Origin of the sequence: Pseudofrankia asymbiotica, assembly GCF_001983105.1 — a bacterium.
Classification (GTDB): domain Bacteria; phylum Actinomycetota; class Actinomycetes; order Frankiales; family Frankiaceae; genus Pseudofrankia; species Pseudofrankia asymbiotica.
This window is the reverse complement of record NZ_MOMC01000030.1, coordinates 1-15,165: the sequence shown is the minus strand read 5'-3', so window position 1 is coordinate 15,165 and position 15,165 is coordinate 1. Positions and strand designations below refer to the sequence as shown.

Genomic DNA, 15,165 nt, shown 5'->3' with positions numbered 1-15,165 from the left:
TTCCCGACCGCTGGGCATATCCCACAGCCGGACCGTCCCATCGCTGGCGCCGGTGGCGAACAGGGCGCCACCCGGCGAGAACATGCCCCACAACACCGTGTCGGTGTGGCCGGTGAGGGTGGCCAGTTTGGCGCCGAACGCGCCCAGCGACGATCCTGGATCTTGCGCGGGTGGGAAGTCAGGTTCACCGACCGGGGGCGCTGGCCGGACCAGTACCGGGAACTCCGGGGCCGTAGCAGGCTTCGCCCGACCCGACAAGCTGTGTCCCACCTGCTCAAGCAGATACGCGCGGGCCGCCTCCGGCGCCAAACCGAACAAATCAAAGCCGACCACAGTTCGCAGCAAACCCGGCCGGTCGCACTCCTCGATCCGCACCGGCAACAACTTCCGAGCGAAACCCTCGGGGTCAGCGGCCAGGACCGTCCGCCACTCCTGTGCACCGTAGACCGACCTCAGATAAGCCGGCGACAGCAAGGAGATCATCTTCCGGGCATACCTGACGCCCTGGTCCATACCCAACATCCAGTCAGAACCGGGAACGAAATCCCACGCCTGAATCAACACCCGATAGCCGGCGTCTTCCAACTGCCAGGCCACCCACTCAGCCCACCGACGATCCGCACCCGTATAGGACACAAAGAAATCCCACGTCCGCACCCCACCACCGGAAACCCCGTCAACCACACACCGATCATCCCACCCAAGCAACCACGCGCTGCCGACCCTCCCGCACACCCCGCCGAGGGGTGCAGCGCATGACAGACTTGATCTCCCGAAACCTCCCACCCCACCACGTCGCCGGCGCGACTCTTCGTGTGTTAGTAGTTACTGACCCGATCGTGCTCGCGCACGCACGGGCTCTGCTGACCAGCAGCCCTGCCGGCCGCACCGCCTATCTCGATGTCGATCTGCACGACGTCGAGAAGATCCTCGCCTCGGACGAACTGGCCGAGACCATCGACCTGTCCGAGCCGGTCGTGCTCAGCCTTGTCGCGATCCTGCATTTCTTCCCGGACGACCAGGACCCGTACGGCATCGTCCGTAGGCTGCTCGAAGCGGTGCCCGCCGGCAGTCACCTGGTGGTCACCCACGCCACCGCCGACCACACCCCCTCCATGGCGCAGATGATCGACGCGTACCACAGCCGAGGGATCGCCGCGCAGGCTCGCAGCGCCGACGAACTCGCCCGGTTCTTCGAGGGACTCGACATGGTCGAGCCCGGGATCCAGCTCGTCAACCGCTGGCGGCCGGACCCCGGCACGCCCACCGAGATGATCGTTCCCGCCTACGGCGGCGTCGGCCGCAAGAACTGACGCACCCGCCACGCGCGTCCGACAATCACAGTCACCGTCGGCCGGCGTCGCCGTTGACCCCGGCGGCAAGCCGGCGGCTCCGCTGGGCGCCGTCCGGGGTGGTCGGTCGGCCGGTGAGCTCACGTGGTGGCGGCGGCGCCACCGTAGGGGACGGTGATGATCTCCAGAATGTGCCGGTCGGGGCTTTCCCAGTAGACGCCGCGGCCGCCGTCGTGGTGGTTGATCTCGCCGCGGCGGGTGCGCATCGGGTCGGCCCACCAGGTCAGGCCCTGGTCGCGGATGCGGCCGAAGATCTCGTCGAACTCGCGGTCGCCCACGAGGAAGGCGTAGTGCTGCGGGTGGACCTCGCCGGTGGCCTGGCCGACGTCCAGGCTGACGCCCGCGACCTGTACGACGCGGAACGGCCCGTACACCGGCGCCTCCGGCAGGCCGAGGATCTCGGTGAGGAAAGTGGCGGTGGCGTCGCGGTCGGACGACCAGACGATCGTGTGGTTCAGCTCGATGCTCACTTCCGCGCTCCCTTCGGCTCCGCCATGGGGGTCTTCAGGCCCAGAGCCGGGATCAGAGCCATGGCGGCCAGCGCGGCCGGCCACCAGAACGTCACGCTGAACGCATGGGCTCGACCGGCTGTTCCCGGCAGCTGATGCTGCGGGACGACGGCGAACACGGCGGTGGCGATGACGCCGCCGGTCCCTCACCATGATCGAGCAGGGCCGCACCGCCTGRCCGGCCGTCACCGGCTCCGCTACGGCACACCGCCGGAGCCGCCCGCGCGCGACCGCTGAGGTAGGTCGTCCGTTCGTCCCGGCCCGCCAACCGGATGCCCCGCGGACGTGKCGCCGTGGGGCATCCAGCCYGCGTCAGGCGACGGGCGTCACGACGTGGGGCGGTTGACGTCGGGGATCGTGATGGGGGTGGCCTGCGTCGAGGTACCCCCGTTGAGGAACGCCATGGCGATCGCTCTGATGAACTGGTCGAACAGGTAGAAGTTGACCGGCATGATCGGGAGCAGGCCCTCGCGGAACAGGATGTACGCCGGCCAGCCGACCTTGATGATGCCGGCCGAGACCAGGTCACGCGGCAGCTTGAGCCAGTCGGCCACCGTGTCGCCGAGCGTGTAGCGGACGAACTCGTTGAGGARGCCGCGGGTGACGCCCAGGTCGATCTCCGAGACGAGCCCGAGCAGGACCTCGGCGAGAGYCCTGCCCTCGGTGGTGGGCATGAGGATCGGCGAGAGCACCTGGGCCGACTGGGCCTGGGCGTCGGCCCAGGTCTTGGGGATGTACTCGTCCCTCACGCCGAGCAACGAGATGGCCACCTGCCACATGTGGAGGAAGGCATTCGCCTCGGCGGTCGACATCGGGACCTTCCACTCCTTCAGCTTGGTGTACACAAAAGTGCCCAGGCTGTGGAAGGTGACGAGGATGTCGCCGTTGCTGATCGGGACCGTCTCGGTCGCCCCTGCCTTCCACTGGGGCGACTGCGGCAGGAGATGACGGACGGTGGCATGCACCAGGCGCGTCTTGTTCGCGGTGACGATGAACTGTCCGGACGGCTCGAACGCGCCCAGCTGGCTCAGGTCATATCCGAAGGTGAAGGTCTTCGCCGCCCGGTCCTTCATGTCGGCGCCGCCCTTCGACCAGTACACCGACCTGGCCTCACGAGGGATGACGGTGCTCATGATTCCGCTGCCGAGCCCGTACAGCATGAACGTGTACGTGTCTTTGCGCCGGTTGAAGTCGGCCGCCTGCCGCAGCAGGGTCATGTTGGTCCAGGACGGTAACTTGGTCGCCGTTTGTAAGTAGGTGGCGAGATCGGTCGGCAGGCCGGTCGGCAGGGGATCCTTGTTGTTCACCCAGGGACGGATGGCCGCATTGACCGCGGGCACCTGGCCATTGTCGACGACGGAAGCCATGATCCTGTCGATGGTGTCGTCCCAGACCCGCTGGGGATCGGTGCCCGCACCGGTACCGGCGACGGACCCCGATGCCGCCCAGCTCCAGCCCGGAGCCACCAGGTCCGTCACGCCGACCAGGCCAAGCGCGGCGCCCAGAGTCAGGGCGCCTCTCCTGCTGAGATCGCTCATTTCCTTACCTGCTTCCCGAGGACAGCGGCACTGAAGACACCTGCCGCGGCATATCGACGCAACAGGACGACAGAGAAGGGGACACTCGTCGGACGAGTGGGGACAGCCGTTACGGCGTGGTCGTTCGCGGCATTGCACGGTTCTTCCGGTGTGAACCAGGCTCCGGCCGTGGCGATAATGGCCGGGGCCGGTAACCGCGGTCGATGGTGCGGATCCAGGCGAGATCGTCGGGTGAGAGCCGTCGGCACTATGAACGCGACAGAAGCCGGATTCCCGGGCCGCATCGAACGGCGGGGCCGGGATGGGTCCGGGCCGACCCCCTTGGAGGCTGGCGCCCTCCCTCGTGTCCGCATGGGCTCCCCGCTTCTCGAGACAGGGTCTTGGGTCCGGGTCGGAGCCGCGCCCCGCCCGAGCCGCACGAGTGTGCCGTACATCACTCGCGAGGAAAGGTAGCTAAGATTGAGGCTGACGTCAACCTTTGTCCTAAGGGGCGGCGAGGCGCGCCTGCCAAAACGTGGCGACAGGCCTCCGACCTGCGAATTTTCCTCGATACCCGGCGGCGGGCGGCCCATCGCACTCAGGGTTCTGAGCGTCCCGCGGCCTCTCCGATCCGCACCGCGATCATCGGGGGCCGAGGTTCGGCCGGCACGGGCCGGCGTCTGGCGCGTCGGCCGCGGCGGCAGGTGGCGAAGCCGGCCGCCATCCCGTGACCGGCGAACCCCGACGCCTGGCGCTGGGTGGCCCGCGTCAGTCCAGCGGTGGCTGGGCCGGCGCCGGGTGCTCGGGCTCCGGGTGCTCGGATACGGGGTGTCCAGGCGCGGCCTGGGGCCTCGGCAGGCCGAGTGACCTCGCCCAGATCTTGTTGATCGTGTCGATCAAGGTCTCTCGGTCGTAGTCGACGCCCTCGTAGGACCACGCCATGACCAGTCGCTCGACCATCAGCGTCAGCGCGTGCGCGGTGTGCCGCGGGTCGAGGTCGCCGTAGGCCAGGCCGGCCGTCTGCCAGCCGGCGATCGCGCGGGTCGCCCGGTCCTGGAAGTGCTCGGCCACCTCCTGCCACTGGGCCTTCAGCCGCTCGTCGTCGTCGCGGGCCTGGTACACCGCGCGCAGCACGTGCGCGTTGCGCTGGAAGGCCTCGATGTAGATCCGGTTGACCTCCTCGATGCGGCCGACCGGGTCGAGCTGGGCGCTGACCCGGTCGGCCGCCAGCGCCGTCAGCTCGGCCGACACGTCCTTCATGACCTCGTGCAGGAGGTCGTGCTTCGAGCGGTAGTAGTTGTACAGCGTCCCGGACGCGACCTTCGCCTCCGCGCTGATGTCGGACAACCGGGCGTTGTAGAAGCCATCCCGCTCGAAAACGGTCCGCGCCGCCTCGACGAGGCGGCGCGGCGTGGTCTCGCGACGGGGATCGTTGCGCCTGCGCCGGGGGCCGTCCTGGGCGTCCGACACGTCGCGGCCGGTGGCCGACGTCGGCACGGACCCGCTGGTCGGCACAGACCCGCTGGTCGGCACAGACCCGCTGGTCGGCACAGACCCACCTCATCTCGGCCCCAAGGCACGGTCCGGGCGGACAGCCGCGCCGTCCGCGATCTGTAGGCGATAGTACGAGCCCACTCCCGCCGTCCACGGTCCCGCGACGCCGTCCACGGCGTGCCTCGCCTGGCCCCGGTGGCCGGCGGTCACGAGCCCAGCCCCGCCGCCCGGGGCCCGACGGGGGTCTCTCACCCTCATGAAGAAGAGGTTGACGTCATTCTCATTATTTACTACCTTCTCGCTCGTGACTGGCTTCACACCCGTGTTCGGCGGACGGAGGCGCTCATGCCCACGCCGCGGAACCTGGCGGACAAGGCGAACGTCGCGGTCGTCCTGGTCGAGCAGTACATCGACCAGGCGTTGTCGGCGGCCGACGACGCGGTGGTCCTGCGCCACAGCCGGGTCGCCCTGAGCGGACCGGCCGCCGCGCCGCGCGCCGACCGCCAGCAGATCCAGCACGCCTACTTCGGCCGCTGACAGCCGAGCCAGCTGACGGCCGCCAGCCGAGATCCGACAGGGAGGGCACATTGGCGCTCACCGCCCGCCAGCGCGCGGCACTCGCCGCCATCTGCGACACCTTCGCCCCCGGCGACGGCGCGGCCGTTCCGGCCGCCAGCGCGCTCGGCGCGCTCGACGTCGCCGAGGCGCTGGTGGCCAGCCTGCCCCGGGCAGCCGACCGCCGGCAGGTGTCGGCGCTGCTGTCGCTGTGGGACACCCGGCTCATGGGCCTGGTCCTCGGCGCCGGGCCGCGACGGTTCGGCGAGCTGTCCGCCGCGGCCCGCGAGGACGCCCTGCTGGGTCTCGGGGGATCGCCGTCGGAGCACAGACGGGTGATGTTCCAGGCCCTGCGCTCGCTGGCGACGTCGGCCTACCTCCTCGCGCCCGGCCCCGGCGGCTCGTCGCCGGTCTGGGCCGCGATCGGCTACCCCGGCCCGCTGGGCGCGCGGACCGACGCCCCGCGGACCGACGCCCCGCGGCCCCCGCTCGCGCCCGTGACCCCGTCTTCGGACACCACGTTCGACTGCGACGTCGTCGTCGTCGGTTCGGGTGCCGGCGGCGGCACCGCGGCCGGTGTCCTGGCCGGCGCCGGCCTGGACGTCGTCGTCCTGGAACGCGGCGGCTACTACGACGACGCCGACTTCGACGGCGGCGAGCTGTCGGGCCTGAGCCGGCTGTACGCGGCCGGCCCGGCGGTGACCACCGAGGGGCAGGTCGCCCTGGTCGCCGGCTCGTGCCTGGGCGGGGGGACGGTCGTGAACTGGACCACGTCCTTCCCGACCCCGCCGGACATCCGGGCGCAGTGGGCGGCGCACGGCGCCAAGCAGTTCGACGGCGACGAGTTCTCCGAGGCGCTGGACGCGGTGGCCCGGCGGCTGGGGGTCAACCTCGACCACGGCGCGCCGTCGGCGCGCGACCAGGTGCTGGAACGCGGGCTGCGGGCGCTCGGCTGGCACGTCGACGAGATGCCGCGCAACGTCGCGGGCTGCGACATGGGCATCGACTGCGGCCGGTGCGGTTACGGCTGCCGCCTCGGCGCCAAGCAGTCGGTGACGAAGACCTGGCTCGCGGACGCCCAGGCGCACGGCGCCAGGCTCGTCGTGAACGTCGACGTGCGCCGCGTCGACGTGCGCGGCGGCCGGGCCGTCGGCGTCCGGGGCGTCAGCCGGGACGGCCACGCGGTGACGGTCCGCGCCCGCGCGGTCGTCGTCGCCGCGGGCGCCATCCAGACGCCCGCCCTGCTGCGCCGCTCGGGACTGTCCAACCCGAACATCGGCCGCCACCTGCGACTGCACCCCGCGACCGCCGTCTGGGGGGTGTACGACGAGGAGATCCGGCCCTGGGAGGGCGGCCTGCAGACCCGTTACTCCCGGCAGCACAGCGACCTCGACGGATCCGGCTACGGCGTGATCTACGAGACCGGCCCCGGGAACCCCGCCGCTCTCCAGGGCTTCATGAACTGGCGTGGCGGCGCCGCGCACCTGGCCGCCTTGAAGGACCTCACGCACACCGCGGGGGTCGGCATCATCACCCGGGACCGCGACAGCGGCGAGGTCACGGTCGGGCGGGACGGCGAGCCGGTGGCGCGCTACCGGCTGTCGGCCTACGACACCGCGCACCTGAAGGYCGGGATCGAGGGCGCCACGCGGATCCTCGAGGCGGCGGGCGCGCGCCGGATCTACTCGGCGCACCAGGCCGGGCCTTCCTACGAGCCGGGCAGGCGCGGCTCGTACGAACAGTTCGTGGCCGCGTGCCACGCGGCGGGCTACGGCCCCGGCCAGTGCGCCATCGCCGCGCTGCATCTCATGGGCACGGCGCGGATGGGTGCCTGCGCGGACATGAGCGCGACGGATCCCGACGGCGCCACCTGGGACGTGCCGAACGTCGTGGTCGCGGACGCCTCGTGTTTCCCGACGTCGCCGGGTGTCAATCCCATGATCTCGATCGAGGCGATCGGCTACATGAACGCCGGGCGCCTGGCGGTCACGCTCGCCTAGCGCGACCGCGACCGAGCGCGACCGTTCACCTGAGTGAGGCTGGAGGATCGAACATGCCCGACATCGCCAAGCGGCGCGCTGCCATCGAGGCCGAACTGGAAGCCGACCTGGAGCCCGGCGACCCGGTAATGATCATGGCGTCCAACCGGATCGAGCACGTGGTGGCCGATCTCGCCACGCGGACGTCGCCCGGTTCCTGGCGGGACTCGGGTCACGCGTCTACGACGTGTACGGCATGACCGAGACCACCGCCTCGGCCACGGCCCGCGGCCCCGACAATGGCAGGCCGGCCCTGGTCATCGATGGCGGCAAGCATTTCTATTTCGGTCTAGAGCGGGAATGAAAATGCTCTACCAGTTGGAACGGAGATCTTCATGAGCGGCGTCTTCGTGACCCGTCGCGCACTCTACGAGGACGATCACGAGTATTTTCGGGCGACCGTCCGCGCCTTCGTGGACAAGTACGCCAGGCCCAACGCCGAGCGCTGGAGCGCGGAGGGGAAGGTCGACCGCTGGCTGTTCGAGGAGGCCGGGCGCGCGGGCGTGCTCGGCTTCAACATCCCCGAGGAGTACGGGGGCGGCGGCACGCGGGACTTCCGGTTCAACGCGATCGTCGCCGAGGAGCTCGGCCGCACCCCGGTCTCCGACGGCATGGCCGGAGTCGAGCTGTCCAACGACATCGTCATCCCCTACTTCACCGACCTCACCGACGACGAGCAGAAGGCCCGCTGGCTTCCCGGGATCGCGAGCGGCGAGCTGATCGTCGCCGTCGCGATGACCGAGCCGGGCACCGGCAGTGACCTGTCCGGCATCCGCACGAGCGCCGTACGCGACGGCGACCACTACGTCGTCAACGGCAGCAAGGTCTTCATCTCGAACGGGCAGAACGCCGACCTCGTCGTCACGGCGGTACGGACCGGCGCGGACCCGCACAAGGGGCTCAGCCTGCTGGTCGTCGACGCCGGCGCCCCAGGGTTCAGCCGCGGCCGCAACCTGGAGAAGATGGGCCTGCACGCCCAGGACACCAGCGAGCTCTTCTTCGAGGACGTGCGGGTGCCGGCCGCCAACCTGCTGGGCGCGGAGGGCTCCGGATTCGCCGGGCTGATGCGGAACCTCCCGCAGGAACGGCTCTCGATCGCCGTCGGCGCCGTCGCCTCGGCCGAGGGCGTGCTGGAGCGCACCCTCGGCTACGTGACCGAGCGAACGGCCTTCGGCAAGCCGATCGGCTCGTTCCAGAACACCCGTTTCGAGCTCGCCCAGATGGTCACCGCCACTCGGGTCAGCCGCGTCTACGTCGACGACCTGGTCACGCGGCACAACCGCGGCGAGCTCTCGGCGGCCGAGGCCGCCGGCGCCAAGTTCTGGACGACCGAGCAGCTCGTCGACATCGTCGGCCGCTGCCTGCAACTGCACGGCGGCTACGGCTACATGGCCGAATACCGAATCGCGCACGACTACGTCGACTCACGCATCACCACCATCTACGGCGGCACGACCGAGATCATGAAAGAGATCGTCGGCCGCGACCTGGGCCTGTGAAGCGGATACCGCGCGAGCGGCCTGTGACGCGGATACCGCGCGAGCGGCCTGTGACGCGAATACCGCGCGAGAGAAGGGGGCCCCGTGCCCGACGCATTCATCTATGACGCGATCCGCACTCCACGCGGGAAGAACCGGGGCGGGGCGCTGCACGCCACCAAGCCGGTCGACCTCGTGGTGGGCCTGATCCACGCGCTGACCAGCCGCCTGCCCGGCCTCGACCCGGACCTCGTCGACGACATCGTCCTCGGGGTCGTCTCGCCCGTCGGCGAGCAGGGCGGCGACCTCGCCAGGACGGCGGCGATGGTCGCCGGGCTGCCCGACACCGTCGCCGGCGTGCAGGTCAACCGGTTCTGCGCGTCCGGGCTGGAAGCGGTCAACCTGGCCGCGCAGAAGGTCCGCTCGGGCTTCGAGAGCCTCGTGCTGGCCGGCGGGGTCGAGTCGATGTCCCGGGTGCCGATCGGCTCCGACGGCGGGGCGTTCGCCGAGGACCCGACGACGGCCTACGACGCCTACTTCGTGCCGCAGGGCATCGGGGCCGACCTGATCGCGACCCTGGAGGGGTTCACCCGCGAGGACGTCGACGCCTACGCGGCCCGGTCTCAGGAGCGGGCCGAGGCGGCGTGGCGCGAGGCGCGGTTCGCCAGGTCGGTCGTTCCCGTCACCGACCTCAACGGCGTGGTCGTGCTGGACACCGACGAGCACCGCCGGCCCGGCACGACGGTCGAGAGCCTCGCCCGGCTCGCCCCGTCCTTCGCCGGGCCGGGCGAACAGGCCGGATTCGACGCGGTCGCCCTCCAGAAGTACCACCACCTGGAGCGGATCGAGCACGTCCACCATGCCGGCAACAGCTCCGGCATCGTCGACGGCGCGGCGCTGGTCGTCATCGGTGACGCCGCGATCGGCGAGCGGCTGGGAATGGCCCCGCGGGCCCGCGTCCTCGCGACGGCCGTCACCGGGTCGGACCCGACGGTGATGCTGACCGGCCCCACGCCGGCGACCGAGAAGGCCCTGGCCAAGGCCGGCCTCACGGTCGAGGACATCGACCTGTTCGAGCTGAACGAGGCGTTCGCCGCCGTCGTCCTGAAGTGGCGGCGCGATCTCAAGATCCCCGGCGAGGTGGTCAACGTCAACGGCGGCGCGATCGCGCTCGGGCACCCCCTCGGCGCGACCGGCGCCATGATCCTCGGCACCCTGCTCGACGAGCTCGAGCGCACGGGCGGTCGCCGCGGCCTGGCGACGCTGTGCGTCGGCGCCGGCATGGGCATCGCCACCATCATCGAGCGCGTCTGACGGGAGACACAGGTGACCAGCTCGGCCATCAGCTACAGCCGCGGCGACGACGGCATCGTGACCCTGACGATGGACGATCCCGACGCCCCGGTGAACACCATGAACGACAACTTCATGCTCGGCCTGCGCGCGGCGGTCGACCGGCTCGAGGCCGAGCGGGACGACGTCGTCGGCGTCCTGCTCACCTCCGCGAAGAAGAGCTTCTTCGCGGGCGGCGACCTCAACCGGCTGCGCGCGGGCGACCCGGCGCGCGCCGCCGAGGAGACCGCGTACATCGACGCGATGAAGGCCGACATGCGCCGTCTGGAGACGCTCGGGCGCCCGGTGGTCGCGCTGATCGGCGGGACGGCGCTCGGCGGTGGGCTCGAGGTCGCGCTCTGCGCCCACCACCGGATCGCCACGGATCTCCCGGGCACCCAGATCGGGCTGCCCGAGGTCTCCCTCGGGCTGCTGCCAGGCGGCGGTGGCATCTCGCGCACCGTCCGGATGCTTGGCCTGCACACCGCGCTGAGCAAGGTGATCCTGCCGGCCACGAAGTTCAGCCCGCGCGAGGCGCTGGAGCTGGGCCTGGTGGACGAGGTCGTCGAGGACCCGGCGCTGATGGCGCAGCGGGGCCGCCGGTGGATCGCCGAGCACCCGGCGCCGGTGAAGCCCTGGGACACCGAGGGCTTCCGGCTGCCGGGCGGTGACGTCCGCGAGCCCCGGGTCGCGGCGACGCTGCCGGCGCTGGCACCCGCACTGCGCAGGCAGTTGCGCGGTGCCCCGCTGCCGGCGCCACGGGCCGCGCTCGCGGCCGCCGTCGAGGGCGCCTACGTCGACTTCGACACCGCCGCGCGCATCGAGACGCGCTACCTGGTCAGCCTCACCACCGGCCAGGTGGCGAAGAACATGATCAAGGCGTTCTTCTACGACCTGCAGAGCATCAACGCGGGCGGCAGCCGCCCCGCCGGCCACCCGAGACACACCGCCAGGAAGGTCGGCGTGATCGGCGCCGGCATGATGGGCGCCGCGATCGCCTACGTGAGCGCGCGGGCCGGCCTCGACGTCGTCCTGAAGGACGTGAGCGTCCCGGCCGCCGAAAAGGGCAAGGACTACGCCCGCCGCCTGGAGGCGAAGGCCGTCGCCGGCGGGCGGACCAGCCAGGAGAAGGCCGATGCCGTCCTGGCCCGGATCGCCACGACCGCCGATCCGGCGGACTTCGCGGGCGTCGATCTCGTCATCGAGGCCGTCTTCGAGTCGATCCCGGTCAAGCAGGAGGTGTTCCGGGAGATCCAGGAGGTCGTCGAGCCAGACGCGGTCCTCGGCTCGAACACCTCCACACTGCCGATCTCGCTGCTCGCCGAGGGCGTGAAGCGAACGAGCGCCTTCATCGGCGTCCACTTCTTCAGCCCGGTCGACAGGATGCCGCTGGTCGAGATCGTCCGAGGTGACCAGACCAGCGACGAGACCCTCGCCAGGGCCTTCGACTACGTGCGCCAGATCGGGAAGACGCCCATCGTCGTCAACGACTCCCGAGGCTTCTTCACCTCCCGGGTGATCGGCAGGTTCATCGCCGAGGCCGTGGCCGCCGTCGGCGAGGGCGTCGAGCCGGCGAGTGTCGAACAGGCGGCGCTGCAGGCCGGCTACCCCGTCGGCGCGCTGCAGCTGCTCGACGAGCTGACCCTCACGCTCACCCAGAAGATCCGCCTGGAGACCCGGGAGGCGCGGGAGGCGCGGGAGGCCGCCGGCCAGGCGTGGGTCGAGCACCCGTCGGAGCCGGTCGTCGACTGGATGGTCGCGCGCGGGCGGACCGGGCGCCGCGAGCGCGCCGGCTGGTACGACTACGACACGGCCGGCCGGCGCCTCGGCCTCTGGCACGGCGTGCGCGAGAGGTACGGATCGGGCCGGACGGTCGTGCCACTGACGGACCTCCAGGAACGCATGCTGTTCGCCGAGGCGCTCGACGCGGTCGCCTGTCTCGACGAGGGCGTGCTCACGAGCGTCGCGGACGCCAACATCGGATCGCTCTACGGCATCGGCTTCCCCGCCTGGACCGGTGGCGTGCTGCAGTACGTCAACCAGTACGAGGGCGGCCCGCGGGGCTTCGTGCGCCGGGCGCGGGAACTCGCGGACCGATACGGCGACCGTTTCCTGCCGCCCGCCTCGCTGGTGGAGCGCGCCGAGCGCGGCGACCTCTACGCGTGAGCGCCGCGAGCGCGCTGCGCACCCCTTTCACGGAGCTGTTCGGTATCGAGCACCCCGTGGTGCAGGGCGGGATGATGTGGGCCGGCCGGGCGGAGCTCGCCGCGGCGGTCTCGGCGGCGGGCGGCCTCGGGGTCGTCACGGCACTCACCCAGCCGACCCCGGCGGACCTCGTCACGGAGATCACGCGGACCCGTGCGCTGACCGACCGGCCGTTCGGCGTCAACCTGACCATCCTGCCGTCGATCAACCCGCCGCCGTACGACGCCTACCGCCACGCGATCGTCGACACCGGAGTCACGATCGTCGAGACGGCGGGGGCGAGCCCCGAGCCGCACCTGGACTTCTTCCGCGACCACGGCGTGCGGGTGATCCACAAATGCACCAGCGTCCGGCACGCGCTGAAGGCCGAGAAGGCCGGTGTCGCCGCCGTGTCGATCGACGGGTTCGAGTGCGCCGGCCACCCCGGCGAGGACGACATCCCGGGGCTCGTCCTGGTGCCCGCCGCCGCCGACGCGCTGAGCATCCCGTTCATCGCCTCCGGCGGCTTCGCCGACGGGCGAGGGCTCGCCGCCGCGCTCGTGCTCGGCGCGCACGGCGTCAACATGGGCACCAGGTTCCTGTGCAGCCAGGAATCCCCGGTCGCCGACGAGGTGAAGCGCCGCATCGTCGCGGCGACCGAGCTGGACACCAACCTGATCTTCCGGCCCCTGCGCAACACCGCTCGGGTCGCGAAGAACTCGGTGAGCGACGAGGTCGTGCGCGTGCTCGCCGACGGAGGGAGCTTCGCCGACGTCCGGGACCTGGTGGCCGGCTCGCGGGGTCGCCTCGTCTTCGAGAACGGGGACCTCGACGCGGGGATCTGGGGGGTGGGGCTCGCCCAGGGCCTGATCCGCGACGTGCCGCCCGCGGGCGAGATCGTCACCCGGGTCGTCCAGGAGGCGCACGCGGTGCTCGCCACGGCGCTGCGCGGATTCGCCGCCTGACCGCCTGACCGCCTGACCGCCTGACCGCCTGACCGCCGGCGGCGGGGTGGTCCGGGAACACGCGTGCCGTCCCTGTTCGGTGCCGGGGCGCGTGGTCGGGCCGGGTCGGGTCGAAGGGGCAGCGCTGGACCGGGCACCGCCCGTGCGCGTACCGCGGTGAAGGCCCAGGGCGTGACGCTGTCCTCGGCGCGTTGGCCCATCGCCGCCGACCAGGCCGGGAACGCGGCACTGCCCGAAAGGCTCCCGCTTCGTCGGTCAGCTGTCACCGTCCAGCGACCATCGAGAGGTCAACCCTTCAGCTTGCGAACCACCGGCATCCGACGGGCATCGCCGTAGACATCGCGGGCGCCGTCGTGACCACCGCCACGGTCTTGCCGCCGGCGTCGAACGTGTTCCGCAACGCGATGGGATCCGCGTCAGCACAGATCTAGAAGCCTGGCAGTCGACGGGCGAGGCTATCGTCCGTTTCTGCCCGCCAAATGAAGCCGCGCGCCGCCCACTTTGCGATCATGGCCTTATGGCGGCGGGAGTGATCCTTGTCAACGGCCTTCCCGGGTCCGGGAAGAGCACGCTTGCCGCCGGCTTGGCGGCCGAGCTGTCGATCCCTGCGCTCGGCAAGGACGTCGTCAAGGAGGCGTTGAGCGGACTCGTGAACGATGCCGTGCCGGCGGCCAGGCTCGGAGCGATCGCGATGGACGTGCTGTGGTCCATCGCCGCGGCGACGGACGGTCACGCGCTGCTGGATTCGTGGTGGTTTCGCCCCCGCGACCTGGAGTTCGCCGTCGAAGGGCTGGCCCGCTGCGGGCACCCTGCGGTGGTCGAGGTCTGGTGCGACGTCCCGGCCGCGGTGGCACGGCAGCGCTACGTGGAACGACATCGACATCCGGTATACGACGATGCCCGTCACCTGACCGACTCCTGGGCCGCGTGGGCCGCCGATCCTCAGCCGCTGGGAATCGGCCCGGTGATCCGCGTTGACACCACGTCCCGGGTCGACGTCGGCCAGCTCGCCGCAGCCGTGACGAAGCAGCTCACCGCCGAGCGACTCGGATCCCTGTCAGCAGTCATTCCAGCCGGCACCGACCAAACTGGCGGAGTCATGTATTCGACCGACATGTAATCCAGTGGTCAGACCGGTGATCGTCACTGACGGTGAGGTGTGGCGCGGTGATCTGGGTACCGCTGGTTGTGTTCGGCGCGATCGTCCTCGCCTTCGGTCTTCTCGGCGCCGTGGACGTGGGCTCCTACAGGCATTTCCTGCGCCACGGCGTTCGGACGGTCGCCGTCGCGCGGAGCCGCCGGGAGGTGCTCGTCCGGCGCAGCGGCGTGCGCGCGCTCGACCTCTGGCGGACCGACACCGTCTGCGTCTACGCCGACGCCGGCGGCGGGGCACACGAGATCATCGTCCGGCGGGCGCTGCCGATCGGCTACCAGCTCGTGGTCCTCTACCTGCCTCGCAGACCTGGTTGCTCGGTGGAAATGCGCGGCGAACGCCCGCCATCCTGGCTATGCAGCTACCTGCTGGTCGGGGTCGGCGCCGGAGCGGCGGTCGCGCTGCTGGCCGCGCTCATGCAGGGCCTTGGGGTCCAGTGGTGAGACGGCCGCCCCCGGTGGTGTCGGCCCTGGCGCGTCCGAACGGCCAGTCCCGTTACTGAGCTTTAATCCGCGGGGTCGGATGGGATCGGGGTCTGATCGCCGGGTAGATCGTCTGTATGAGGTACGCGACTGGTGGCGGGTTGA

Annotated in this window: 14 protein-coding genes; 10 read left to right on the top strand and 4 right to left on the bottom strand. The window is 71.0% G+C overall.

All coding sequences use genetic code 11. From position 1 onward, the window contains the following. On the bottom strand, positions 1 to 684 hold a 684-nt coding region (locus tag BL253_RS16010), incomplete at its 3' end, for a TIR domain-containing protein (RefSeq protein WP_116438862.1). Positions 685 to 755: 71 nt separating this feature from the next. Between BL253_RS16010 and BL253_RS16005 the strand changes: the two genes are divergently transcribed. Next, positions 756 to 1,313, top strand: a complete 558-nt coding sequence (locus BL253_RS16005) for an SAM-dependent methyltransferase (RefSeq protein ID WP_081438359.1) — start codon at positions 756 to 758, stop codon at positions 1,311 to 1,313. Positions 1,314 to 1,432: 119 nt separating this feature from the next. On the opposite strand, the gene BL253_RS16000 is transcribed toward BL253_RS16005, so the two are convergent. The 3 genes from BL253_RS16000 to BL253_RS15990 all read right to left on the bottom strand — a co-directional run bounded on the left by BL253_RS16000 (position 1,433) and on the right by BL253_RS15990 (position 4,929). Then, a complete protein-coding gene (locus tag BL253_RS16000; RefSeq protein WP_076817740.1) occupies positions 1,433 to 1,822 on the bottom strand; it encodes a VOC family protein in 390 nt (129 codons plus the stop codon). Between the two features lie 365 nt (positions 1,823 to 2,187). Next, positions 2,188 to 3,399, bottom strand: coding sequence for an oxygenase MpaB family protein (locus tag BL253_RS15995; protein WP_076817736.1), 1,212 nt, complete (start codon positions 3,397 to 3,399; stop codon positions 2,188 to 2,190). Positions 3,400 to 4,146: 747 nt separating this feature from the next. After that, positions 4,147 to 4,929 carry a TetR/AcrR family transcriptional regulator gene (locus BL253_RS15990; protein WP_241834837.1) on the bottom strand — a complete coding sequence of 261 codons (783 nt, stop codon included), beginning with the start codon at positions 4,927 to 4,929 and terminating at the stop codon, positions 4,147 to 4,149. Positions 4,930 to 5,217: 288 nt separating this feature from the next. Here BL253_RS15990 and BL253_RS15985 point away from each other — a divergent pair, with 288 nt between their 5' ends. The 9 genes from BL253_RS15985 (at position 5,218) to BL253_RS15945 (ending at position 15,021) form a co-directional block, all read left to right on the top strand. Further along, positions 5,218 to 5,409: a hypothetical protein gene (locus tag BL253_RS15985; protein ID WP_076817734.1), complete on the top strand. Its 192-nt coding sequence runs from the start codon at positions 5,218 to 5,220 to the stop codon at positions 5,407 to 5,409. Positions 5,410 to 5,459: 50 nt separating this feature from the next. Then, positions 5,460 to 7,427: a GMC family oxidoreductase N-terminal domain-containing protein gene (locus BL253_RS15980; RefSeq protein ID WP_076817732.1), complete on the top strand. Its 1,968-nt coding sequence runs from the start codon at positions 5,460 to 5,462 to the stop codon at positions 7,425 to 7,427. Positions 7,428 to 7,480: 53 nt separating this feature from the next. After that, positions 7,481 to 7,666, top strand: coding sequence for a hypothetical protein (locus BL253_RS15975; protein ID WP_076817731.1), 186 nt, complete (start codon positions 7,481 to 7,483; stop codon positions 7,664 to 7,666). A 135-nt stretch (positions 7,667 to 7,801) separates the two neighbouring features. Continuing rightward, positions 7,802 to 8,965, top strand: a complete 1,164-nt coding sequence (locus BL253_RS15970) for an acyl-CoA dehydrogenase family protein (RefSeq protein WP_076817729.1) — start codon at positions 7,802 to 7,804, stop codon at positions 8,963 to 8,965. Between the two features lie 84 nt (positions 8,966 to 9,049). Continuing rightward, positions 9,050 to 10,258: an acetyl-CoA C-acetyltransferase gene (locus BL253_RS15965; RefSeq protein WP_076817727.1), complete on the top strand. Its 1,209-nt coding sequence runs from the start codon at positions 9,050 to 9,052 to the stop codon at positions 10,256 to 10,258. A gap of 12 nt (positions 10,259 to 10,270) precedes the next feature. Continuing rightward, positions 10,271 to 12,442 (top strand): 3-hydroxyacyl-CoA dehydrogenase NAD-binding domain-containing protein, encoded by a 2,172-nt coding sequence (locus BL253_RS15960; protein WP_076817724.1) that lies wholly within the window; start codon positions 10,271 to 10,273, stop codon positions 12,440 to 12,442. After that, a complete protein-coding gene (locus BL253_RS15955) occupies positions 12,439 to 13,425 on the top strand; it encodes an NAD(P)H-dependent flavin oxidoreductase (RefSeq protein WP_076817718.1) in 987 nt (328 codons plus the stop codon). Before BL253_RS15960 ends, BL253_RS15955 begins: the two co-directional genes overlap by 4 nt. Before the next feature lie 517 nt (positions 13,426 to 13,942). Then, entirely contained in the window at positions 13,943 to 14,545 is a 603-nt protein-coding gene (locus BL253_RS15950; protein ID WP_076817716.1) for a P-loop nucleotide/nucleoside kinase family protein, read from the top strand. 47 nt (positions 14,546 to 14,592) lie between these two features. After that, positions 14,593 to 15,021 carry a hypothetical protein gene (locus BL253_RS15945; protein WP_076817714.1) on the top strand — a complete coding sequence of 143 codons (429 nt, stop codon included), beginning with the start codon at positions 14,593 to 14,595 and terminating at the stop codon, positions 15,019 to 15,021. Positions 15,022 to 15,165: the final 144 nt, after the last annotated feature.

Excerpts from the sequence above, each read along its gene's own strand:
- BL253_RS15985 (WP_076817734.1), top strand. The coding sequence starts at position 5,218 with ATGCCCACGCCGCGGAACCTGGCGGACAAGGCGAACGTCGCGGTCGTC.
- BL253_RS15975 (WP_076817731.1), top strand. The coding sequence starts at position 7,481 with ATGCCCGACATCGCCAAGCGGCGCGCTGCCATCGAGGCCGAACTGGAA.
- BL253_RS15970 (WP_076817729.1), top strand. The coding sequence starts at position 7,802 with ATGAGCGGCGTCTTCGTGACCCGTCGCGCACTCTACGAGGACGATCAC.
- BL253_RS15950 (WP_076817716.1), top strand. The coding sequence starts at position 13,943 with ATGGCGGCGGGAGTGATCCTTGTCAACGGCCTTCCCGGGTCCGGGAAG.
- BL253_RS16005 (WP_081438359.1), top strand. The coding sequence starts at position 756 with ATGACAGACTTGATCTCCCGAAACCTCCCACCCCACCACGTCGCCGGC.